Below are 21,393 nucleotides of genomic sequence, written 5' to 3' on the forward strand. Positions count from 1 at the left end.
AGTATCACCCCGGGAATTACGCTATTTGATCTCTTCCAGCATTTCCTTCACGGCGGCCTCCAGCTGGGCGTCTTTACCCGCCAGGAAATCTTCGTACCGCAAAGGCACCTTTATATCCGGCTCTACCTGCAGGTTCTCTGTAGGGCGCCCTTCCTGGCCAATAGTAGCCACCATAGGGATACCGAATATCAGGGTAGGATCTATCTGCGTTTCCCACCACACTGCCGTACCCGTACCGGCTACCGGCATACCAATAAGTTTACCTATATGGCCCTGTTTGTAGATATAGGGGAAGATGAAAGCATCGCTATAGTTGCCTTCGCTCATGAGCACACAACTGGGGCGCTGCCATTGTCCCTGGGGCTCGCCGCCTTTCAGCTTCTCGCCCTGGGGCGCAAACTCCAGGTATTTTTTACCGCTCAGGAAATTATAGAGATCATCATGCAACCATCCGCCGCCATTAAAACGGGTATCTACGATCAAGGCCTGTTTGCCGCGGTTTTTGCCCATTACCTCATCGTATACGGAGCGGTAGCTGGCGTCATTCATACCCTGCACATGCACATATCCCACTTTGCCGTTACTGAGCTTATCTACCATTTTACGCATATTGTCTACCCAGCGTTTGTACTGCAAATTGCCTTCATCCATGTAGCTGATGCCTTTTACGGTCTCTTCCCAGCGGCTGTTGGTAGCCGGGTCATAAATGCTCACCAGTATGTTATTGCCAGCCTTACGGTTCAGCAGTGTGGCCCAGTCAATGGCCATGGTAACAGGCACGCCGTCTATCTTTTCGATGATATTACCTTTTTTAAGCTTGCTGCCGGCCTTATCAAACGGACCGCCATTGATCACCTCATCTACTTTCAGGCCATCCTGCGTATAGGTCTCGTCATAGAACAGGCCCAGGGAGGCGGTGTTATCCCCGTCTGTACGCCCGGGATTATAACGGCCACCGGTATGGGAACCGTTCAGCTCTCCCAGCAGCTCGCTCAGCAACTCCTGGAAATCGTAGTTATTGCTGATATGTGGCAGGAAACGCGCATAGTTATCATAGTACATTTTCCAGTCCAGCTGGCGCAGGCTGGGATCATAGAACTTCTCCTTCACCTGCTTCCAGGCATGCTGTAATATATAAGCGCGTTCTGCGGCCTGGTTCAGCACCATCTCCGTACGGATGTTCACCGGGGTGATCTTGCCGGATGCAGCGTCTACCTTTACCACGCTGCCATTGTTGCTTACAAAAAGGGTATTGCCATCTTTACTTAACGCCATACTACCCGGCGAACCGCCTAATTTGGCTAATATTTTGGTCTCGCCGGTACGCGGTTCTGTTACCCAAAGATCATAACCTTTTTCAAAAGCTGCCATGTAATACAGTTTGCCGGCGTCTTTGCTCAGCACATAATCACTGATGGAGGCGCTGTTGATGGTTAGCCGCAGCTGCCGGCTTTCCAGGTTGGTAAAGTCCGGTTTAAAACCCTTCTTAACGCCAGTGGTATCTATACCGGTAGCGCGGGTAGAGTCTTTGGATGATTTGCGCTCGTTATCTTCCCGCTCCTTCAGCAGGTTAAACTCATCTTTGGTCAACTTATATTTATCATAGGTCTCCTGGTCAAAGAACACGGCATATACATCCACTTCGCGGCTACCCTGGCGGGCCAGGGATTTACGGCCTTCGCGGCTGGTGGTCCAGGTAAGCATTTTACCATCAGTGGCCCATTTGCTGTTGTTCTCGCCAAAGCCGCTGTTGATGGGATATACCGGTTCGCCTTTACCGTCGGCGGCAAGCAGCGCCACATTGCGCATACTAAAATATCCCTGCTGATCGTCCGTTACGATCCATTTGCCGTCAGGGCTCCAGGTAAAGGTCCAGTCGCCGTCTGAATAAGAGTGGTTCTGTCCGGCGGGTAACAGCACACGGCTTTTACCGGATGCAATATTGAGCACCTTCAGCACATTGCGGTTCTCCACATACGCTACCTCTTTACTGTCCGGCGAGAACTCCGGCTGAAACTCCTCTGCCGCCGTAGCGATCAACGGCTCTTCCTTTAACAGGGTGGCGGCAAAGAAATAAGGCTCTTCTTTACGCACAATGGTGCTCTGATAGATATCCCAATTGCCATTGCGCTCTGCCGCATAGGCCAGGCGTTTACCATCCGGCGACCATGCCACCATCCGCTCCTGCTGCGGGGTGTTGGTCACCCGTTTGGTCATATTACCTTCTACGCTGCTGACAAACACCTCTCCCCTGGCAATAAAGGCCATTTCCTTGCCATTGGGGCTCATGGCAAACTCCGTGATATTGCCGCTTACGGGCAGGTATTTATCGGTAGCCATACGGCCGTCATTAAATACCTGTACATTCACCTTTTTAGGTTGCTGTCCTTCTTTAAGCGTATAGATCTCGCCGTTATAAGTAAAACATAATGTATTATCAGTAGCGCGGGATAGATGCCGCACCGGGTGTTTATCAAAATGGGTAAGCTGTTCCATCTTGCTCTTGTCCGTCAAAGACGCTTTGAACAGGTTCTGCGAGATACCGCCTTTTTCACTCAGGTAGTATACTTCGTTATCACTGCCAAACAGCGGCTCACGGTCTTCCCCTACATAATCCGATAGCTGGGTATAGCTTTTTTTGCTGATATCATACAGCCATATATCACGCGTAACAGCAGATACATGGTGTTTACGCCAGGGATCCTCATAACCTTTACGGTCCTGGAACACCAGCTGGCTGCCATTGCTGTTATAGTGCGCGCACTCCGCCCCTGCTGCGCTTAGCAGGATGGCGCGGCCACCGGTAACAGGCACGGTGTACAGGTTATTGAACAGGCGGGGCGAGGCAAAACGCACGCTGGCGGAGGGCTGCACATGATTGCTGCCAATCAGCACCTGCTTATTATCCGGCGTAAAATCATACGGAAGATCTGTGGTGCTGTTAGTGGTAAGCCGTACCGGCGTGCCGCCTGTGGCGGGTATTACATATACGTCAAAGTTGCCATAGCGGTCGCTGGCAAATGCGATGGACTTACCGTCATGGCTCCATACAGGCATCATATCCTGCGCTTCATGAATGGTGAGGGGGATAGCGGGGCCGCCGTTTACATCTACCCGGTAAATATCTCCCTTATAGCCAAAGGCGATGGTCTTTCCATCGGGAGAAATAGCCGGGTACCGTAACCATAGGGCATTGTCCTGGGCATAGACGGCCGTGGCCATTAGCCAGGCAGTACAGGTAAAGAGTAATTGTTTCATAAGTGTTTAAAAGGTCTAGATTATTGTTGGCAACAATTGGGCATATTGCCAGTGCTTCTTTTGGTTGATGGTAAAATAGGGAAAATGCGGGGTATTACGGGTTGTATATTGACGAATGGCGTTTTAGCCGGATGATCATTTGTCCTGGATAGCCGCCAGTTCATCCAGGAAGGCCGTTTGTCTTTCGTTCATCATTTGCCGTGCCTCCGCCAGCGTATACCAGGCCGCACGGTCTATCTCCGGGAAAACGCGTTGCTTGCCGCTACGGGGCGGCCATTCTATGGTAAAGGTATTACTGGTGATAGCATCCGCATCCAGGTTGCCGGATACGGCCCAGCATAACACTACTTTACCGCCTTTTTGTTTAATGGGGTGCAGGGGGATGAATTGTCCCTGGGGCCTATAGCCAGTTTCCTCCTCAAACTCCCGGATGGCGGCCTGCAGCGGCTCCTCCTCCGCAGGGTACTCCCCTTTGGGAATGGTCCAGTGGCCGGCGTCCTTTTTAGCGAAAAAAGGACCGCCCGGATGTACCAACAGTACTTCCAGGCCACGGCCCTTACGGCGGAAGAGTAAGATACCTGCGCTTTGTTTAGCCATATAGCGGGTTTATACAAAGATAAGGATGCCCGTTATTGCAGCATAAAAGATGCCCGGTTTATGTCCTTCAAACACGCCCATTATTTCTTTGGCTTCGCATGTTTTGTTTTCAGGAAAGTATCCAGCTGTTTCAAACGCTTAGTCCAGTACGCTTCAAAGAAGCTGATCCATTCCTTTAGCTCATCAAAGCCCTGCTGGTTCAGCTCGCAATACCGTTCGCGCCCCTGCGCGGTAATGGTAATAAAACCTGCATCATACAGCACTTTGATATGTTTGGATACCGCCGGGCGGCTGATATCAAAACTATCTGCAATTGCATTGATGTTCTGCTTCTCCTTTGACAGCATCAGCAAGATCTCGCGACGGCTGGGATCAGATAATGCCTGAAAGCAATCCGCTGTTTTAACGTTCGCCATAAACCACTTGTTGTACTATTTTCTCCAACCGTTTGATGATCTTGTTCTTCCACCCCATTTCCATGATAAAGCTGGTAAAGATGTTCTTAGGTCCTTTAAAACCGGTATGCGCCAGGTGCAGCTCCGTGCCGTTATCCTTGGGCGATAGTGTCCAGGTAACAACGGTATCCAGCGTGATTACGCCCTCCGAAGGGCCGCCCTTAAAGGAATAAGCCAGCTTCCGCAGCGGGATCACTTCCAGCACCTCGAAGTACATTTTACCGTCCCAACCCATCCTGGGGCGCGCGGGTTGTACTTCCATCCATTTAAAGCCTACCTCCGCTTTAAAATCGCCGGACCGCATGGACCACTGCTTCAGTAACTCCGGCTCTGTTAAACAATCCCAGATTGTCTCTACAGGGTAAGGGTAAAACCATTTAAGGCGAACATTCCTTTCCATATTATGTAACTTTTAAGTTACTCAAATGTATATGTAACTTTTGAATTACGCAATTATTTTTTTGTAGGGGGATGGTCTCCAGATCTGCATGTCCGGACCGGCATCGTTCAGGGGCAGTTGATACCCCTCATTTGGTGGTAGGGTGTAACGTTTACATGCAGTTGCAGTAACGTTGCTATGCAGTTACGCAGCAATAACCATCCAATTCAGGGTGAAAAACCGGCCCGTCTTCCGCGCGGAAATTCCACACTACTGTACCGCTTCCTGCACACAACCCGCCCGCTGACCCTGCTCCACTGCCTAGCGCACAACGGCATGGCTTGTTCTTTGTACCATTTCCGCAGAACGTATTCATCACCCAAAAACAGCATCATGTCACAGGAAGATAAAAACAAGCTCCGCCGTGAGGATATCACCGGCAAGCCGGACCAGTCAGAAGCGGAAATAGCCCAGACAGAACGGGAAAGCCATAACAAGGGCGCCGGTGAGGCTAACCCTGATATCGCTAAACAGCGGGAGGAGTTACAAAAAGCACCGGAAAGCGATAAACATCAGACGGAACAAAAATCAGGTAAAATAAGCGACGATCGCAAACATTAACATTCATCCAAAAACGTTTAATCATGCCAGTAGTGAATGTAGAAAACCGTAATGAATATGCCCTTATTACAGGCGCCACCAGCGGCTTTGGGTACGAGCTGGCAAAACTATTTGCCAAAGACAGCATCAACCTGGTGCTGGTAGCCCGTTCAGAAGAACGCCTGCAAGAGGTGACGGACACGCTCAAACAGGCATATAACGTGGAAGTAACACCCATCACCTGCGACCTGTTCAAACCAGATGCAGCCAGGGAACTATATAACGAGGTAACAGCCAGGGGCATTATAGTGAACTACCTTGTAAATGACGCCGGACAGGGCGAATGGGGCCCGTTCATTGAAACAGACCTGCAACGCAGCCTGGATATCATACAACTGAACATCAGCTCCCTCGTGGCGCTGACCAAATACTTTGCAACGGATATGGCTGCACGGGGCGAAGGCCGCATTCTTCAACTAGGCTCCGAAGCCGGCAAAGCGCCCATGCCTTTGCTGGCGGTATACGCCGCTACCAAAGCATTTGTGATCTCTTTCAGCGTAGCATTAAGCAACGAGTTGGAAGATACCGGCGTTACCATGACGGTACTAATGCCCGGCGCTGCGGATACAGACTTCTTCCACAAGGCTAATGCAGAGATCACAAAGACCTACCGCGAAGAAGACCTGCAAACCCCGGAAGAGGTAGCGCAGGACGGCTACGACGCATTAATGAGCGGCGAAAGCAAAGTGATCTCCGGTGGCAAGACCAAACAACATGTATATATGGCCAATATGATGAGCGACCAGGCCAATGCAGCTAATATGCGCAAGAAAATGGAGCCATCTGATAAAGTAGACGGCCGCGACTACCCGCAGCATGATGCCTCCCGCGAAGAACGCGAAACCATTGGCACATCCTCCGGCGACAGAATAGCAGATAAACAATAAGGATTTAACCTACCAACATACCCCCAGGGCCGTTCCGGAATGGAGCGGCCCTATTTTTTATACCAACTGCCAGCTATCATACATGAACGCTTGTCCCAAAAGTTTGGATGTCTTCTGCAAAAACTATAAATTGAATGTCACTGATACAATTCTATTCACCATGATCGCTGCGATGAAAAAAGGTTTTCTCCTGAGCACTGCGCTGCTGCTAACAGCGGCCCTATCTGCACAAAACCCGGTAAAGACAACGAATGGCATGCTTGCTGGTATAACAGAAAAAAGCGGGGTACAATCCTATAAAGGCATTCCTTATGCTGCGCCTCCTGTGGGAGACCTGCGCTGGAAAGCACCGCAACCCGCCGCTAACTGGGAAGGCACGCGCAAAGCAGATCATTTTGGGCCACGCGCTATGCAGCCGCCCATCTTTGGCGATATGAACTTCCGGTCTGATGGCATGGGCGAAGATTGTTTATACCTGAATGTATGGGTACCACCCGGACAAAAAAGCAAAAAGCTGCTGCCCGTACTGGTATATTTTTATGGCGGCGGCTTTGTTGCCGGCGATGGATCAGAACCGCGGTATGATGGCGAAAGCATGGCAAAAAAAGGTATTGTATCCCTTACGGTAAACTACCGCCTGGGCCTGTTCGGCTTTATGGCCCACCCGGAGCTCACCAAAGAATCGCCAGACCATGCCTCTGGCAACTATGCTTTGATGGACCAGGCAGCCGCCCTGAAATGGGTACAGGAAAACATCTCTGCCTTCGGCGGCGATCCTAAAAGAGTGACCATCGCAGGCGAATCCGCCGGCTCCATTGCCGTGAGCGCACTAATGGCCTCTCCCCTTTCCAAAGACCTGATAGCCGGCGCTATTGGCGAAAGCGGCTCTATGATGGGCGCATTGACCGCCGTACCGCTGCAACAGGCAGAGCAAACAGGCGTACAGTTCGCAGCAACCGTAAACGCTGCCTCATTGGCCGCACTACGGGCCATGCCGGCAGATAAACTGCTGGAAGCGGCCACCAAATACGGCCCTTTCCGTTTCTCCCCTACCGTGGATGGTTACTTCTTCCCTAAAGACCTGTTTGCCATTTACGAAGCCGGAGAGCAAGCCCATGTACCCCTGCTGGCAGGATGGAACTCAGAAGAGATGGGCGCCCGCGGTGTGCTTGACAAACAGGCCCCCACCAAAGAGAATTTTACCCAGGCCGTACAACGTCTCTACGGCGATCATGCGGCCGAAGTACTCAAAGTATACAACCCTGCCAACGATGCAGACGTAGAGAAAGTAGCCAGGGACCTGGCCAGCGACCGCTTTATCAGTTTCAGCACCTGGAAATGGATAGACCTCCATACCAAAACCAGCGGACAAACCGTATACCGTTACCTCTACGCCCGGCCCCGCCCGCCTATGCAGGCTTCGATGGGCAATGCCCGGCCCGGGCTGGCTGGCGGCGTTATTAAAGGCAAGAACACCGGCGCGCCCAAACCGCCGCCGCCTAAAGGCGCCGTACACTCCGCAGAGATAGAATATGCCATGGGCAACCTGGCCAGCAATAAGGTATATGCCTGGACCCCGGACGACTATAAAGTATCCGCCGTGATGCAGGCCTATTTTGCCAACTTCATTAAAACAGGAAATCCAAATGGACCGGGCCTGCCGCAATGGCCCGCAATCACTGGGCAAGATAACGTGCCGGTAATGCATATAGATGTGCGCACCCGCATGGAAAAGGAACAGCACAGGGGCCGTTATCTGTTTATGGATCAGCAGCGGGCTGCCAAACAATGATCAGGATGGTTGTTCATATCGTTTCATGATCTGCTGCAGCAGCTGGTCCTGGTGTGCATCGCCCCACTGGCCCAGCTGCTGCAGGACCGGCATCAGGCTCTGTGCCAGTTCTGTTAACCCATACTCCACCCGCGGTGGCACCTCCGGATAAATGACCTTGGTCACCAACCCATGTTCTTCCAGCTCCTTTAGCTGCATAAACAACACGCGGTGCGATGCTTCCGGTATACGGCGCTGCAACTCGCTGGGACGTTTATACCCCTCATTGATAAAGTACAGCAGCCGGATCTTCCATTTGCCATACAGGATCTCTGCTACCAGGTCCAGCCCGCAATTCAGTATGGGTATCTTTCTTTCATACATACTACAAATTTACCCCATTGCAGGCCAACCGCCAATAGTGATAAATTTATCACTATCTGAATCCCTTTTCCGTTATTGTTCCGCACCGGCATACCATGGAATTTTGCACTAACAAAAACAATATGGATATGCATATGGACCTCAGCACAGAACTGACAGGCAAAACCGCCCTGGTGACCGGCGGTACAAAAGGAGCAGGTAAAGCCATCGCAGAACGCCTGGCGCAGGCCGGCGCGCAAGTGATCATCAGCGCCAGGAACGCAGCTACAGATACACAACCTAATCTTCATTTTATAGCGGCAGACCTGGGCACCGCAACCGGCGCCGCGCACCTGGTCAGCGAGATCAAAGCCAGCTATGGCGGCGTAGACATACTGGTAAATAACCTGGGCGGCTCGGACACACCAGGCGGCGGTTTCAGCGCTTTAACGGATGAGCACTGGCTGCAAACCCTGCAGGCTAACCTCATGGCCCCCGTGCGGCTGGATAGGGCGCTATTACCCTATATGCTGGAACGTGGCGCCGGCGTGATCATCCACATCTCTTCCATACAGGCCAGGATGCCGCTATATGAATCAACCCTGCCGTATGCAGCTGCCAAAGCAGGATTGACCAATTACAGCAAAAGCCTTTCCAACGAAGTAGCGCCTAAAGGAATACGCGTATTAACCGTATCTCCCGGTTTTATCCAGACTACGGCAGCAGTAGCATTTATAAAACAATTAGCAGAAGGAGCAGGCCAAACTTACGATGAAGCTTTACAGTCGTTATTGCATACCCTGGGCGGTATTCCTATTGGCAGGCCTGCCCAGCCGGAGGACATAGCGGAGTTTGTCGCCTACCTGGTATCGCCACGGGCAGCTTATTTAACAGGTACGGAGTATGTGATTGATGGTGGTACCTTACCAACGATCTAGCGGCGCCTTATTTAACCATATCCGTAAAGTTCCGCCGGTAACAGGTGGAACTTTTTTATTTAGGCTGATGGTGCATCAGTGATTCGATGTATTCTTGCAACTTTAGCTTCTCTCCCTCTTTCAACTCCAGCAATGTAAACCGCTCACCAGGTATCAGCGTGTTGCTGCCATCTGCTTCTATCCGCAGGTTGATCTTTCTTTCATTAAACCAGGGCTGCGGGGTTTTGATCGCTACCAGTACCGCTGTCTGGTCCCAGCTCATACGGCCCTGGGTATTTTTATCTTTCTCAAGCGCAATGCTAAAAGCATCCTTTACCGGGCTGTCTGTAATAGCAGCATCCTTTGTAAGCGGTATACCCGTATGCAGCTGTTCCCCTACTTCCAAGGGACTTAAAGTGATAGGCGTTTCCCATTGTTCAAATACGGCACGCGCTGCTTCCGTATCTACATACACATTATACTCCCGCCCCTTTTCCTTACCTGGCGGCACACTTGTAGCCATTGCAACCAACGCCTTTACTTTTTGCTGCACCAGCGCACGGCCGCTAAGCGGCGAGTACTGATCCGGCCCAGACTGTAAAAGATCCGCCAGGTTAGTGAAAAAACCAATGGTAATAATAGTAACCGCATGATCCGGCTGCGCCACCAGTATACGGCGGTACAGGGATACGGCCTCTTCCGCTTCTTTGTTGGATCTTACGCGGTGCGGATATTTAGCGATGATAGCCTGTGCCCATTGCTGCGGACAATCCATATCAGGCTTGGCTTTATGGGTGATACCAATGGGGATATCAGGCCTTTTAAAATAAGTATTCAGCACACTGATAGTAGGCACGGTAGTTTCAAATGCATTACAGGAGATAACAGCCAGGATCTTAGCTTCGCCCTTATCTGCAAAGGCATGCAGCAGGGTCATAGCGCCTACATCGTCATAGTCGCCGGCAATATCAGTATCAAGGATAACGGGCAGCGGTGATTGTGCTTGCATGGGAATGGCGGTTAAAAATAGCAGACAGGAAAAAAGGAATGAACGTATTAACATAAGGTGGCGTTTATAATTCCAACGTGGAGCACCAAATATATCAATTTTACCTTTGTTCCTTACCTTTAACCATGCACTTTGATGACTACATCAAATTATGGCAACTCATTCCGGATGGCCTGCCCATCATCACCCACAGCAGCCGGCTACTACCCGTACTACAAGCCGGCCAGCCTGCCATGCTTAAAATACCCACCGCGCCGGAAGAACAGGCCGGCGCCCTATTAATGCAATGGTATAACGGCAATGGCGCCGCCGGGGTGCTGGCGTACGATCCCAGCAATGGCGCACTACTCCTCGAAAAAGCCACCGGCACACAGTCCCTTGCGACTATGGCCCGTAACGGCCAGGATCATCAAGCCACCCAGCTATTATGCAAAGCCGTACAACACTTACATACCCCGCGGCCTACCCCGCCACCCGCGCTTACACCGCTTACCACCTGGTTCCGGGACCTGGAACTACACGCAGATAAATACGGCGGTATCCTGCTATCGTCACTCACCACCGCCCGCCACCTATTGTCTCATCCACAGGAAACGATCATCCTGCACGGTGATATCCACCACGACAATATCCTTGACTTTGGCCACCAGGGCTGGCTGGCCATCGACCCTAAAGGCCTGAGCGGAGAACGATATTTCGACTATGCAAACATTTTTTGCAACCCTGATCTAACTACTGCCAAAGCCCATTTCCACGAACGGCTTACCACCATAACAGCCACCGCACAACTGGACCGCCAACGGCTGCTGCAATGGATCCTGGCCTGGTCCGGCCTTTCCGCCATCTGGACATTACAGGATGGCGATCAACCGGACATTGCCCTCAACACAGCCGCCATGGCCGCATCAGCGCTATAAAACAGCCCTGTAAATTCTACACTTCTGTATACCGGAAACCACACTACTCCACGCTTCTGCGGCCGTTCACAGGACTACAAGGGCCACTGGCCTGCTCTTTGTCCTGCCATAAGTATCATTTCATCATCCATAAATATTTGAGCTATGAGCGTTATTGGAACCAAAACCCACGGGTACCTGGATTACATCGTGGGTGTGCTGCTGATTGCTGCCCCCTGGGTATTGAACTTTGACAGGGGCGGCATTGAAACCTGGCTGCCTGTAATATTAGGCGCCTCTACCATTCTGTACAGCCTGTTAACGGATTATGAGCTGGGCCTGGCCCGTGTAATTTCCATGCGTGTCCATCTAACGCTGGATTTTATCAGCGGGGCCTTACTAGCTGTTTCACCCTGGCTGTTTGGATTTGAGGACTATGTATGGGCGCCCCATCTGATCGTGGGGCTGATCGAATTGGGCGTTGCGTTATTGACAACACGTGTAACTGGTACGGAGAGAAGGCACATTCCCAGCCACGGAACGACCGTACACTAACTCCCATCCACGATAGCCCATCATGCAAAAAGCCGCTGTCTAAGCGGCTTTTTGCGTATTTTTATTCCTTATGCCAAACAGCATCCCTCCTGACAAATGGAGCCATTTTTACGCCGGCATCCTAATAGGGGCCATCTTCCAGAGCATCACGGCCTACCTGCTGCCTGCTATGCCCTTTACCGGCGCGGCTATTGCCTTTCTGCTGCTGGTCTGTGTATCCTATGGCTTTGAGCTGTTTTCGCTCATCACCGGCAAAGGCCACCATGATGTAATGGATGCGGTGGCCACCGTTATAGGCGGCCTTATAGGTATGCTGATAGGCGAAGGTTTTGTATGGCTGTTACAGCACCAGCTGGGCATGAAGCCGCTGTAAGGTATCTGCTGCATTACCGGAGAAACCGCCATGCACTTTAGACGTCTGCAACACCGTGCTGCGGGTAGCCGTTAACCAGCGGAAGCGCAAAGCCGGCTCCAGCAGGGCAATAGGGCCACCCTCTTTTCCTCCTTTACAGATCAGCTCAAAAGCGCAGAGATACGCCTTCACTTCATTCAGATCCGTACCGGGAGCCAGCATGCGCAGTTTATCCTCATCCAGTGTATACACCGCCTGCAGGAATTTCTGGTCTTTACAGTAAAGAATAACGCCCACGTTCAGGAACTCTTCCCGTTCTACCCGTGGTACTATACGGATCACGGCGTACTCAAATAAGTGTTTCCCTTGCATGTTGTGCTTCTTTTACAAAAATTGCGGATGATGCTACCCTCAGGAGGAGGAATTGAATATATACTTCCCTGCGTGCGTTCGCGTCGCCGGCTTCCAGCGTATCTGCCAGCAGCCATTCGTCCGGCACCTGGGCTACAATATGGCGGATGCGCTCTTCCGTAAGAATGGCGCGGCCGGCTATATCGGCAGATTCGATCTGGTCTGCCTGCGGCAGCAGCACATGGTCCTTTACCTGTACAAAAGGCCGGGCGGCATGTTCTTTCCAGTTATGCCAGGTATGATGGAAATAAAGGGATGCCCCATGGTCTATCAGCCACAGCTCGCGGCCCCACATGAGCATATTGGTATTACGCGCGGTACGGTCCACATTCGTGAGCAGGCAATCCAGCCACACGATCTGCGAGGCCAGCGCCCCATTAATGGTATATACGGCAGGGTCAAATGTAATGGAGCCTTCCAGGTAATGCAGCGCCAGGTTAAGCCCTACGCTGGCTTTCAATAGGTCTTGTATCTCTTCATCGGCCTCTGTTCGCCCAAAAGCGCTATCCAGACAGGCAAACACGATCTCCGGCAGTTTCAGGCCCAGCGCGCGGGCTACCAGCCCGCCTATCAGTTCCGCAATCAGGGCTTTGGGCCCCTGGCCTGCGCCCCGGAACTTGAGCACGTACAGGAAATCATCATCTGCTTCTGCAATAGCCGGTAAAGAACCACCTTCACGTAAAGGCGTTACATACCGGGTCACGTTCACAGTGCGGATGGGTGAATCGTTGATATTCATACCATTTTTGCTGTTAAGGAATGCAAATATAAGTTGTCGCCTCAACATCCACCATCATCAATCAAACCACCGGCTGCGCTTTACGCCGTTTCAACAACTGAAACCCTCCCGCACATACCAAACATGCAGCCACCAACACAACCCACAATACGCTATACCCATGGCTATCCGCCAGCAGGGCGCCGCCACCCGGCCCCGCTATCTGGGCAATAGACCAGGTCATGGCAAAAGAAGCGGCATATTTACCACGCGTTTGCTCATTGGCCCGGCTCATGATCACCGTATTAATAAAAGGAAAGGCCAGCATCTCCCCCGCCGTCAGGAACAACACCGTCCCCACTGCTATGAGCATAGACGGCATACCCCGCAGCTCCAGCAGCCCATACCCTAAGGCAGTGGCTATCACGCCGGAAACGATATAATACATATTAGAACGCCGGCTTTCCCAATAGCGCACCAGCACCATCTCCAACATGGCTATAAGCACGCCGTTCAGCCCCATCAGCAGCCCAATAGAGGCTTCGTTAATGTGCAGCTCCTCTTTCCAGTACACAGGCACCAGGCGGAATAACATCATAAAACAGCTCATGTAGATAGTTACCAGCAGCAGGAAACGGAACAGGTAAGGGTCTTTCCAGGGAGAGGACGCTGCCGGCGCCGTACTAACAACCGCGGTCACTGGTTTTACGGCCGGTTTTGCAGGCGGCAGCAGTACAAGCACCAGCCCGCCTACCACGAGATATACGCCGCCCTCCACCCAAAACAACAAATGGTAGTTAATGGCGGCCAGTATGCCTGCCATGGAACTGCCCACGGCCCAGCCAATATTCATAGCCAGGCGGTTCAGGGAATAGGAACGGGTCAGGTTTTCCGGGGTGGAATAGGCGGCCACCGCGGCGGCATTCGCCGGACGGAAAGCTTCTACCACAAAGCTTAACAGCACCGTCATTATACAAATGCCGGTAAAGCTATCAATATGGCCAAACAGCAGGAACAACAGCCCTCCAATAATAGAACTGAACAACTGTACCGCGCGGAAACTGAATTTATCTATGAAATAACCGCTCACCGTGGATCCCAGCACAGCCCCCACCCCAAACAGGGTGATGATCAGCCCCGCATCGGCAATGCTGCGATGTTTGCTTTGCGTAATATACATGCTCATAAAGGGAGCCACCATGGTGCTGGAACGGTTCACCAGCAAGACAAAGCTCAGGAGCCAGGTTTCCCGGCTCAGGTCACTGAAGCTGGACCTATAGGTATGTGCGATCTTGAGAAGCATAATTCAGGGCTTAAATATGCTTCAAATTTCCAGTTATCCTGGCCCCCTGGTATAGTCCAGTTTATACAATCAAAGTAGACCAGTGGAAAATGTGGCTGGCTTATAATAACGTCCATCCCCCGTCAATCCAACCGTTGCCCGGGTATGCCCACAATAAACGTGGCCCCGTCATTCACCTGGCTGGTCGCAGTAATAAACCCCTGGTGCTGCTCCATGATCTTTTTGCAGATAGATAGCCCGATGCCGCTGCCCTCTATCTCCTGGTAACTATGCAGGCGTTTAAAAGGGATGAAGATATCTTCCAGGTACTTGGTTTCAAAGCCAATACCGTTATCCTTAACACATATACTGTAATAAGATCCGCCATTACCGTTAGCTGTAGGATGGTGCTCTTCCTGGCCCAGGTAGATATGCACCTCCGGCGCAGTACCCTTTTTACAGAACTTAATAGCATTGGCCACCAGGTTATAAAACACCTGCTGCATCAAAGTAGGGATCACCAGCACGGATGGCAGCTGGTCTATCACTACACGGGCATTGCTTTGCTGGATCTTGATCTCCAGCTCTTTCAGGGCTTCCTGTACGATCTCGTTCAGGCTTATCTCCACAAAATCGCCCTTGCTGGTTGCATGGCGCGAGAAATGCAACAGGTCATTCACCAGTTGCTGCATACGCTCAGTAGCGCTGTTAATACGCTGTATATGTTTATCCAGTTCCGTAGTGCTGGATTTCTTCTGCAATATCAGATCGCTGAACATGCGGATCTTGCGCAACGGCTCCTGCAGGTCATGCGAGGCCACATACGCAAAACGGTCCAGCTCTTCATTGGCGGCTTTCAGGCGTATGTTGTTATCCAGCAGTTGCCGGTTCAGCTCCCGCACCTTCTGTTCAGAGGCTTCGCGTTCCTCTATCTCTTTTTGCAGGGAGGCGTTAATGCTCAGCAGCTTTTGTTCCTGCGCGATGAGTGACTGTGTTTTCCGGTACAGCTCTACAAACACGCCCACCTTAATACGCAGCAGCTCCGGGTTCACCGGCTTGTAGAGAAAATCTACCGCGCCAACTTTATAGCCTTTAAAAATAGCTTCTTCCTCATGGCTGTACGCAGTAACAAAGATGATGGGGATATTCTTCAGCCTGTCGCGCTCATAGATAAGCGCGGCGGTCTCAAAGCCGTTCATGTCCGGCATCTGCACATCCATCAGTATAAGCGAAAAATCGTACTCCTGCAGCAGGATCTTTAACGCAGCCCTGCCGGAGTTCGCTTTAACGGTGATATAACTCTCCCGCTCGAGGATGGAGGATATGGACAATAGATTATCCTGTCTGTCATCCACCACTAATATTTTTACCGGATCATTTTCCTGTAGCCGCATAATTGTTTTTAATAATAAGCCTGTTAATCATCTGTATAACCATATACGCATCAATGACAGCAGCTGGTCAATCTTCAGTGGTTTCGTAATATAATCGGAGGCCCCTGCTTCCAGGCATTTCTCCCGGTCGCCCTTCATTGCCTTGGCGGTTACCGCAATAATAGGCAAGGCGCTGTTCGTATGTTCCCTCCGTATCTTCTGCATGGTCTCATAGCCGTCCATTTCCGGCATCATGATGTCCATGAGCACAATATCTATCTGGTTGTTCTCCGCCATGATATTAATGGCTTCCTTGCCGCTTTCCGCCGTAATGGTGTTGATCTGGTAACGCTCAAACGCGGTTGTCAGCGCAAACAGGTTACGCACATCATCATCCACCACCAGCACATTTTTATGCAGCAGCACATCCTTACGGGAGCGCAGCTCTTCTATCATCTTCCGCTTGTCCGGCTGTAGTACCTGGTGGTCCAGGTGCAGCTGCAGCACGGTCTCTTCCAGCAATAGCTCCAGGGAACTACTGCCCTTCATCAGTATCTTATTCGCATATTGTTTTATCCTCGATTTCTCCTTCACGGAAAAGTCTTTGGCGGAATATACGATCACCGGCGTGGTATTCTGTTTGTTGATGGTATACACGTTCGTGATAAAGTCCGCGCCGTCAATATCCGGCAGCATATAATCCGCAATGATACAATCATAAGAGGTATGGTGCAGATGATCCAGCGCATCCTGGCCATTGGCAGCCACTTCTATTTCTATCAGATCGTCATTATCCAGTACGGCCGCTATCTGGCCGGCTTCCAGGGCATTGTCTTCCACCACCAGCACTTTTTTGAATTTGCGGCTGTCTTGTTCTATGATACGCTGGAACAGCACCGTCATGGCCTCCGCCTTCATGGGCTTCAGGTTAAAGCTGCGCGCCCCGCGGTGCATGGCCAGCAGGCGGTTCTCCTCACCGGAAATAAGATGGATGGGGATATGCCGCAGGTTCACATCATTTTTGAACAGGTCCAGCACACGCCAGCCACTGGCGTCCGGCAGCTTCACATCCAGCGTTACGGCTATGGGGTTAAACTTATTGGTGAGATCGAACACCTCGCCAAAGCTGGTGGCCACAACGGCTTTCAGATCCATTTCATGCGCTTTCTCCTGCATGATCTTGGCAAAACGCACATCATCTTCCACGATCAGTATCACCTTGTCTGTTTCCGTGATATGCGTACGGTCATCGCCGGTTTCATTAATGATCTCATTCAGCCCTTCCAGGTCGCGTGTGTCTGCTGTTTTGATAGTGGTCACAGACTGGAACGATACTGCTTCGCCTCCCTCCGTCAGCGTATACTGTACCGCCGTACGGTTGCTGGGCTTTTCCTTCTTAATATCTGCCGGGTTGTATTGCACCGGCAGGAACAGCGTGAACGAGCTACCTCTGCCGGCTTCGCTTTCCAGCTCTATAGAGCCGCCCAGCAGGTCTGCCAGTCCACGGCTAATGGAAAGGCCCAGGCCAGTGCCGCCGTATTTACGGCTGGTAGAGCCTTCTGCCTGTTGGAATGCCTCGAATATAATGTTCTGTTTATCCTTGGAGATACCAATACCCGTATCCCTGATCTCAAAGGCCACCACACGGGCAGCATTGTCCAGGCTGGCGTTGGATGTTTTCCAGTTATGCTTGGCTTCATATACCCGTAGCCGTACCTCTCCTTTTTCCGTAAACTTAAAGGCATTGGACAACAGGTTCTTTAAGATCTGGTTCAACCGCTGCACATCCGTTTCCAGGCTTTGCGGCAGCTGTTCATCTATGCTGATGCCAAAACGCAGGTTCTTGCTCTCCGAGATATGTTTAAAGGTCGTTTCTACAAACGCCACCACCTCGCTAAAGCGTACATTGATAAAGTCCGTGGAGATGTACCCGGATTCGATCTTGGACAGATCCAGGATATCGTTGATCAGCTGTATCAGGTCATCCCCGCAGCTGTGGATCGTTTTAGCGTACCGCACCTGTTTTTCGCTCAGGTTGCCCTCATGGTTCTCATATAGCTGTTGGGCCAGTATCAGCAGGGAGTTTAACGGGGTCCGCAACTCATGCGACATATTAGCCAGGAACTCTGATTTATACTTAGAGGTCAGCTGCAACTGCTCTGCTTTTTCTTCCAGCGAGCGGCGGGCCTCTTCCACTTCCATATTCTTCTCTTCCACCTCATCCTTCTGTTTCACCAACAGGTGGGCTTTATCCTGCAGCTCTTCGTTGGCCAGGCGCAGCTCATCCGCCAGGGATTGGGATTGTTCCAGCAGGGCCTCTGTACGGGAGTTCGCTTCAATGGTGTTCAACACGATACCAATACTTTCTGTCAGCTGACTTAAGAAGTCCAGGTGCGTTTGGTTAAACGTGTCAAAGGAGGCCAGCTCTATCACCGCCTTGATCTGTGTTTCAAACAATACCGGCAGTACGATCAGGTTAAGCGGCGTAGCCTCTCCCAATCCGGAGCTGATCTTGATATAATCCCCCGGCACGTTCGTCAGCAATATCTGTTTCTTCTCCATGGCACACTGTCCTACCAGGCCTTGTCCCATGGCAAACTCGCGGGATAGGCTCACTTCATCCCCATAGGCGTATGCGGCAAACAGCTTCAGTTTAGGGTTCAGGGATTCGTCTTCCAGTATATAGAACATACCTTTCTGTGCCTGCACTACCTGCGCCAGCTCAGAGAGGATCCGGCGGGTTACCGTATTCAGGTCCTTCTGGCCCTGCAGCATCTGCGTAAACTTGGCCAGGTTGGATTTAAGCCAGTCCTGCTCCTGGTTACGCAGCGTGGTCTCTTTCAGGTTGGCGATCATCTGGTTGATGGTATCCTTCAGTTCTTCCACTTCGCCTTTGGCCTCTACGCGGATCATCTGGGTAAGATCGCCTTTGGTTACGGCGGATGCCACCGCGGAGATGGCGCGTACCTGGGTGGTAAGGTTCTCTGCCAGCTGGTTCACGTTCTCCGTAAGGTTCTTCCAGATACCGGAAGCGCCGGGCACACTGGCCTGACCGCCCAAACGCCCTTCCACACCCACTTCGCGGGCCACGGTAGTTACCTGGTCCGCAAACAGCGCCAGGGTATCGATCATTTCATTAATGGTCTCTGTCAGCTGCGCCACCTCCCCACGGGATACGATGGACAGCTTCTGTTTCAGGTTACCCGTCGCCACAGAGGTCACTACCTTGGCAATACCGCGCACCTGGTTGGTAAGGTTAAAGGCCATCATGTTCACGGAGTCTGTGAGGTCCTTCCAGGTACCGCCTACGCCCTGTACTTCTGCCTGGCCGCCCAGCTTACCTTCCGTGCCTACTTCACGCGCCACGCGCGTTACTTCAAAGGCAAAGGAGTTCAGCTGGTCCACCATGGTATTGATGGTATTCTTGAGGTCTAATATTTCTCCTTTTACGTCGATGGTCACTTTCTTGGAAAGGTCACCGGAGGCTACGGCCTTGGTCACTTCCGCAATGTTACGCACCTGCGAGGTCAGGTTGCCCGTCATCTGGTTCACGGAGTCCGTAAGGTCCTTCCAGGTACCGGCAACGCCCGGCACAAAGGCCTGTCCGCCCAGCTTACCATCGGTGCCCACTTCACGCGCCACACGCGTTACTTCGGATGCAAAGGCGCGTAGCTGTTCCACCATCGTGTTGATGGTATTCTTTAGTTTTAAGATCTCTCCTTTTACGTCCACTTCGATCTTGCGGGATAGGTCACCGTTGGCCACCGCCGTGGTCACCTCCGCAATATTACGCACCTGCGAGGTCAGGTTGGATGCCATGATGTTCACAGAGTCCGTCAGATCTTTCCACAGGCCTTTTACGCCCGGTACATCTGCCTGGCCGCCCAGCTTACCTTCAGAGCCTACTTCGCGCGCCACGCGGAACACTTCCGAGCCAAACGCGTTTAGCTGGTCCACCATCGTGTTGATGGTGTTCTTCAGCTCCAGGATCTCCCCTTTTACATCCACCGTGATCTTGCGCGACAGATCCCCTTTGGCTACCGCCGTTGTTACTTCCGCAATATTACGCACCTGGGCCGTGAGGTTCGATCCCATCTGGTTCACGGAGTCCGTTAAGTCTTTCCAGGTACCGCCTACGCCCTGTACCTTGGCCTGGCCCCCCAGCTTACCCTCTGTACCTACTTCCAGCGCCACGCGCGTTACTTCGGATGCAAAGGAGTTCAGCTGGTCCACCATGGTATTGATGGTATTCTTTAATTCCAGTATTTCGCCGCGTACATCCACCGTGATCTTGCGCGATAGGTCACCCAATGCCACCGCCGTGGTCACATCCGCGATATTACGCACCTGGGCCGTGAGGTTACCGGCCATCTGGTTCACGGAGTCCGTCAGGTCTTTCCATACGCCACCCACGCCTTTTACCGTAGCCTGCCCGCCCAGTTTACCTTCCGTACCCACTTCACGCGCCACGCGCGTTACTTCTGAGGAGAAGGAGTTCAGCTGGTCCACCATCGTGTTAATGGTATCCTTCAGCTCCAGGATCTCCCCTTTTACATCCACGGTGATCTTCTTAGACAGGTCGCCCCTGGCCACCGCGGTAGTTACATCCGCGATATTACGCACCTGGGCCGTCAGGTTGTCCGCCATCTGGTTCACGGAGTCTGTCAGGTCTTTCCACACACCGGCCACATCCTTTACTTTGGCCTGTCCGCCCAGCTTTCCTTCAGATCCTACTTCCAGCGCCACGCGCGTTACCTCCCTGGAAAAGAGGTTCAGCTGTTTCACCATGCCGTTCACCTCCGTGGCTATACGGGCAAACTCGCCCTGCAGCACATGGTCCTCTATCTGTAAGGTCATTTCCTGGGAAAGATCGCCTTTGGCCACGGAGCTGATCACGTGGGCTATTTCGATGGTGGGATGCACCAGGTCAGAGATCAGGGTATTTATAGAGCCCACTGCCTCATTCCATGCACCCTTGGCCGTACGCGGCATGGCTACACGGTGATTGAGCTTACCCATTTTACCAATGGTATTACGGGCCAGCAGCAGTTCTTCCACCAGCATTTCATTCAACGTGATGATCTCGTTCACCGTGTCACAGATCTTGCCGCTCAGGCCAATATTGTCTACGGGCATGCGCACACTAAAATTGCCGTTCTTCACTTCAGACAATACCTGTAATAACCGGCGGTCATCCAGTTCATCCTGTAAGGCAGGAGCCATTTGATCATCAGCAGGTTGTGGTTTTCGGGAGGCAGGGATCGCATCTTTTTTTGATGCTGCTTTAGCCGGACTCGTGCCATTACCGGCTGCTTTTTTCCTGGTATTCATTGTTGTAGAGGCATTAGAGCGTAAAACGGCCTACTTGCGTAAGCCTTGGCTGTTCGTCTTTTTTAACTGGTTTGTTCAATACCCTTGCGGATTTCAGATACGCATAAGTGGATGCAAATTATTGTCCAGCCTGCTGTTTGCTGGTCTTTCAAAGCATACAACAGCTTTCAAAATAAAGA

Annotated in this window: 18 protein-coding genes; 7 read left to right on the forward strand and 11 right to left on the reverse strand. The window is 51.8% G+C overall.

Features of this window, described 5'->3' with window-relative positions:
• Positions 1-21: 21 nt before the first annotated feature.
• The 4 genes from F0L74_RS27475 to F0L74_RS27490 form a co-directional block, all read right to left on the reverse strand.
• Positions 22-3,258 carry a S41 family peptidase gene (locus F0L74_RS27475; protein WP_149841106.1) on the reverse strand — a complete coding sequence of 1,079 codons (3,237 nt, stop codon included), beginning with the start codon at positions 3,256-3,258 and terminating at the stop codon, positions 22-24.
• Positions 3,259-3,393: 135 nt separating this feature from the next.
• Positions 3,394-3,855 carry an NUDIX hydrolase gene (locus F0L74_RS27480; protein WP_149841107.1) on the reverse strand — a complete coding sequence of 154 codons (462 nt, stop codon included), beginning with the start codon at positions 3,853-3,855 and terminating at the stop codon, positions 3,394-3,396.
• Positions 3,856-3,935: 80 nt separating this feature from the next.
• Positions 3,936-4,271 carry an ArsR/SmtB family transcription factor gene (locus F0L74_RS27485; RefSeq protein WP_149841108.1) on the reverse strand — a complete coding sequence of 112 codons (336 nt, stop codon included), beginning with the start codon at positions 4,269-4,271 and terminating at the stop codon, positions 3,936-3,938.
• Entirely contained in the window at positions 4,258-4,710 is a 453-nt protein-coding gene (locus tag F0L74_RS27490) for an SRPBCC family protein (protein WP_149841109.1), read from the reverse strand. The genes F0L74_RS27485 and F0L74_RS27490 overlap by 14 nt, the downstream gene beginning before the upstream one ends.
• A gap of 372 nt (positions 4,711-5,082) precedes the next feature.
• Here F0L74_RS27490 and F0L74_RS27495 point away from each other — a divergent pair, with 372 nt between their 5' ends.
• The 3 genes from F0L74_RS27495 to F0L74_RS27505 all read left to right on the forward strand — a co-directional run bounded on the left by F0L74_RS27495 (position 5,083) and on the right by F0L74_RS27505 (position 8,028).
• A complete protein-coding gene (locus tag F0L74_RS27495; protein ID WP_149841110.1) occupies positions 5,083-5,310 on the forward strand; it encodes a hypothetical protein in 228 nt (75 codons plus the stop codon).
• Positions 5,311-5,333: 23 nt separating this feature from the next.
• A complete protein-coding gene (locus F0L74_RS27500) occupies positions 5,334-6,236 on the forward strand; it encodes an SDR family NAD(P)-dependent oxidoreductase (RefSeq protein ID WP_149841111.1) in 903 nt (300 codons plus the stop codon).
• 160 nt (positions 6,237-6,396) lie between these two features.
• Positions 6,397-8,028 carry a carboxylesterase/lipase family protein gene (locus tag F0L74_RS27505; RefSeq protein ID WP_246197825.1) on the forward strand — a complete coding sequence of 544 codons (1,632 nt, stop codon included), beginning with the start codon at positions 6,397-6,399 and terminating at the stop codon, positions 8,026-8,028.
• Here F0L74_RS27505 and F0L74_RS27510 read toward each other — a convergent pair whose 3' ends face one another.
• Positions 8,029-8,391, reverse strand: coding sequence for a winged helix-turn-helix transcriptional regulator (locus F0L74_RS27510; protein ID WP_149841112.1), 363 nt, complete (start codon positions 8,389-8,391; stop codon positions 8,029-8,031).
• A 128-nt stretch (positions 8,392-8,519) separates the two neighbouring features.
• Here F0L74_RS27510 and F0L74_RS27515 point away from each other — a divergent pair, with 128 nt between their 5' ends.
• Entirely contained in the window at positions 8,520-9,308 is a 789-nt protein-coding gene (locus F0L74_RS27515; protein ID WP_246197826.1) for an SDR family oxidoreductase, read from the forward strand.
• Between the two features lie 55 nt (positions 9,309-9,363).
• Here the strand turns inward: F0L74_RS27515 and F0L74_RS27520 are convergent, their stop codons facing one another.
• Entirely contained in the window at positions 9,364-10,296 is a 933-nt protein-coding gene (locus F0L74_RS27520) for a nucleoside hydrolase (RefSeq protein WP_188316197.1), read from the reverse strand.
• A 125-nt stretch (positions 10,297-10,421) separates the two neighbouring features.
• On the opposite strand from F0L74_RS27520, the gene F0L74_RS27525 reads away from it, so the two are divergent.
• From F0L74_RS27525 to F0L74_RS27535, 3 genes are all read left to right on the forward strand, one after another.
• The gene (locus F0L74_RS27525) at positions 10,422-11,213 is read left to right on the forward strand and encodes an aminoglycoside phosphotransferase family protein (RefSeq protein WP_149841114.1); all 792 of its coding nucleotides are present in this window, start codon (positions 10,422-10,424) and stop codon (positions 11,211-11,213) included.
• 144 nt (positions 11,214-11,357) lie between these two features.
• Entirely contained in the window at positions 11,358-11,747 is a 390-nt protein-coding gene (locus F0L74_RS27530; RefSeq protein WP_149841115.1) for an SPW repeat domain-containing protein, read from the forward strand.
• 70 nt (positions 11,748-11,817) lie between these two features.
• Positions 11,818-12,120, forward strand: a complete 303-nt coding sequence (locus F0L74_RS27535) for a hypothetical protein (RefSeq protein ID WP_149841116.1) — start codon at positions 11,818-11,820, stop codon at positions 12,118-12,120.
• On the opposite strand, the gene F0L74_RS27540 is transcribed toward F0L74_RS27535, so the two are convergent.
• From F0L74_RS27540 to F0L74_RS27560, 5 genes are all read right to left on the reverse strand, one after another.
• Complete coding sequence (locus tag F0L74_RS27540) at positions 12,088-12,471, reverse strand: DUF3037 domain-containing protein (protein ID WP_149841117.1); 384 nt, start codon at positions 12,469-12,471, stop codon at positions 12,088-12,090. The two genes, F0L74_RS27535 and F0L74_RS27540, sit on opposite strands and share 33 nt — an antisense overlap.
• The gene (locus tag F0L74_RS27545; RefSeq protein ID WP_149841118.1) at positions 12,449-13,249 is read right to left on the reverse strand and encodes a HipA family kinase; all 801 of its coding nucleotides are present in this window, start codon (positions 13,247-13,249) and stop codon (positions 12,449-12,451) included. The genes F0L74_RS27540 and F0L74_RS27545 overlap by 23 nt, the downstream gene beginning before the upstream one ends.
• Positions 13,250-13,310: 61 nt before the next feature.
• A complete protein-coding gene (locus F0L74_RS27550; protein WP_149841119.1) occupies positions 13,311-14,531 on the reverse strand; it encodes an MFS transporter in 1,221 nt (406 codons plus the stop codon).
• Positions 14,532-14,653: 122 nt separating this feature from the next.
• Positions 14,654-15,904, reverse strand: a complete 1,251-nt coding sequence (locus F0L74_RS27555) for a sensor histidine kinase (protein ID WP_149841120.1) — start codon at positions 15,902-15,904, stop codon at positions 14,654-14,656.
• A 27-nt stretch (positions 15,905-15,931) separates the two neighbouring features.
• Positions 15,932-21,214: a HAMP domain-containing protein gene (locus F0L74_RS27560; RefSeq protein WP_188316198.1), complete on the reverse strand. Its 5,283-nt coding sequence runs from the start codon at positions 21,212-21,214 to the stop codon at positions 15,932-15,934.
• Positions 21,215-21,393 lie beyond the last annotated feature (179 nt).

This window comes from Chitinophaga agrisoli (assembly GCF_008386695.1).
Classification (GTDB): Bacteria; Bacteroidota; Bacteroidia; order Chitinophagales; family Chitinophagaceae; genus Chitinophaga; species Chitinophaga agrisoli.

What these genes read in the sequence shown, in the direction of transcription:
- F0L74_RS27475 (WP_149841106.1), bottom strand. Translation starts at nt 3,258, where the DNA reads ATGAAACAATTACTCTTTACCTGTACTGCCTGGCTAATGGCCACGGCC.
- F0L74_RS27480 (WP_149841107.1), bottom strand. Translation starts at nt 3,855, where the DNA reads ATGGCTAAACAAAGCGCAGGTATCTTACTCTTCCGCCGTAAGGGCCGT.
- F0L74_RS27485 (WP_149841108.1), bottom strand. Translation starts at nt 4,271, where the DNA reads ATGGCGAACGTTAAAACAGCGGATTGCTTTCAGGCATTATCTGATCCC.
- F0L74_RS27490 (WP_149841109.1), bottom strand. Translation starts at nt 4,710, where the DNA reads ATGGAAAGGAATGTTCGCCTTAAATGGTTTTACCCTTACCCTGTAGAG.
- F0L74_RS27495 (WP_149841110.1), top strand. Translation starts at nt 5,083, where the DNA reads ATGTCACAGGAAGATAAAAACAAGCTCCGCCGTGAGGATATCACCGGC.
- F0L74_RS27500 (WP_149841111.1), top strand. Translation starts at nt 5,334, where the DNA reads ATGCCAGTAGTGAATGTAGAAAACCGTAATGAATATGCCCTTATTACA.
- F0L74_RS27505 (WP_246197825.1), top strand. Translation starts at nt 6,397, where the DNA reads ATGATCGCTGCGATGAAAAAAGGTTTTCTCCTGAGCACTGCGCTGCTG.
- F0L74_RS27510 (WP_149841112.1), bottom strand. Translation starts at nt 8,391, where the DNA reads ATGTATGAAAGAAAGATACCCATACTGAATTGCGGGCTGGACCTGGTA.
- F0L74_RS27515 (WP_246197826.1), top strand. Translation starts at nt 8,520, where the DNA reads ATGCATATGGACCTCAGCACAGAACTGACAGGCAAAACCGCCCTGGTG.
- F0L74_RS27520 (WP_188316197.1), bottom strand. Translation starts at nt 10,296, where the DNA reads ATGCAAGCACAATCACCGCTGCCCGTTATCCTTGATACTGATATTGCC.
- F0L74_RS27525 (WP_149841114.1), top strand. Translation starts at nt 10,422, where the DNA reads ATGCACTTTGATGACTACATCAAATTATGGCAACTCATTCCGGATGGC.
- F0L74_RS27530 (WP_149841115.1), top strand. Translation starts at nt 11,358, where the DNA reads ATGAGCGTTATTGGAACCAAAACCCACGGGTACCTGGATTACATCGTG.
- F0L74_RS27535 (WP_149841116.1), top strand. Translation starts at nt 11,818, where the DNA reads ATGCCAAACAGCATCCCTCCTGACAAATGGAGCCATTTTTACGCCGGC.
- F0L74_RS27540 (WP_149841117.1), bottom strand. Translation starts at nt 12,471, where the DNA reads ATGCAAGGGAAACACTTATTTGAGTACGCCGTGATCCGTATAGTACCA.
- F0L74_RS27545 (WP_149841118.1), bottom strand. Translation starts at nt 13,249, where the DNA reads ATGAATATCAACGATTCACCCATCCGCACTGTGAACGTGACCCGGTAT.
- F0L74_RS27550 (WP_149841119.1), bottom strand. Translation starts at nt 14,531, where the DNA reads ATGCTTCTCAAGATCGCACATACCTATAGGTCCAGCTTCAGTGACCTG.
- F0L74_RS27555 (WP_149841120.1), bottom strand. Translation starts at nt 15,904, where the DNA reads ATGCGGCTACAGGAAAATGATCCGGTAAAAATATTAGTGGTGGATGAC.
- F0L74_RS27560 (WP_188316198.1), bottom strand. Translation starts at nt 21,214, where the DNA reads ATGAATACCAGGAAAAAAGCAGCCGGTAATGGCACGAGTCCGGCTAAA.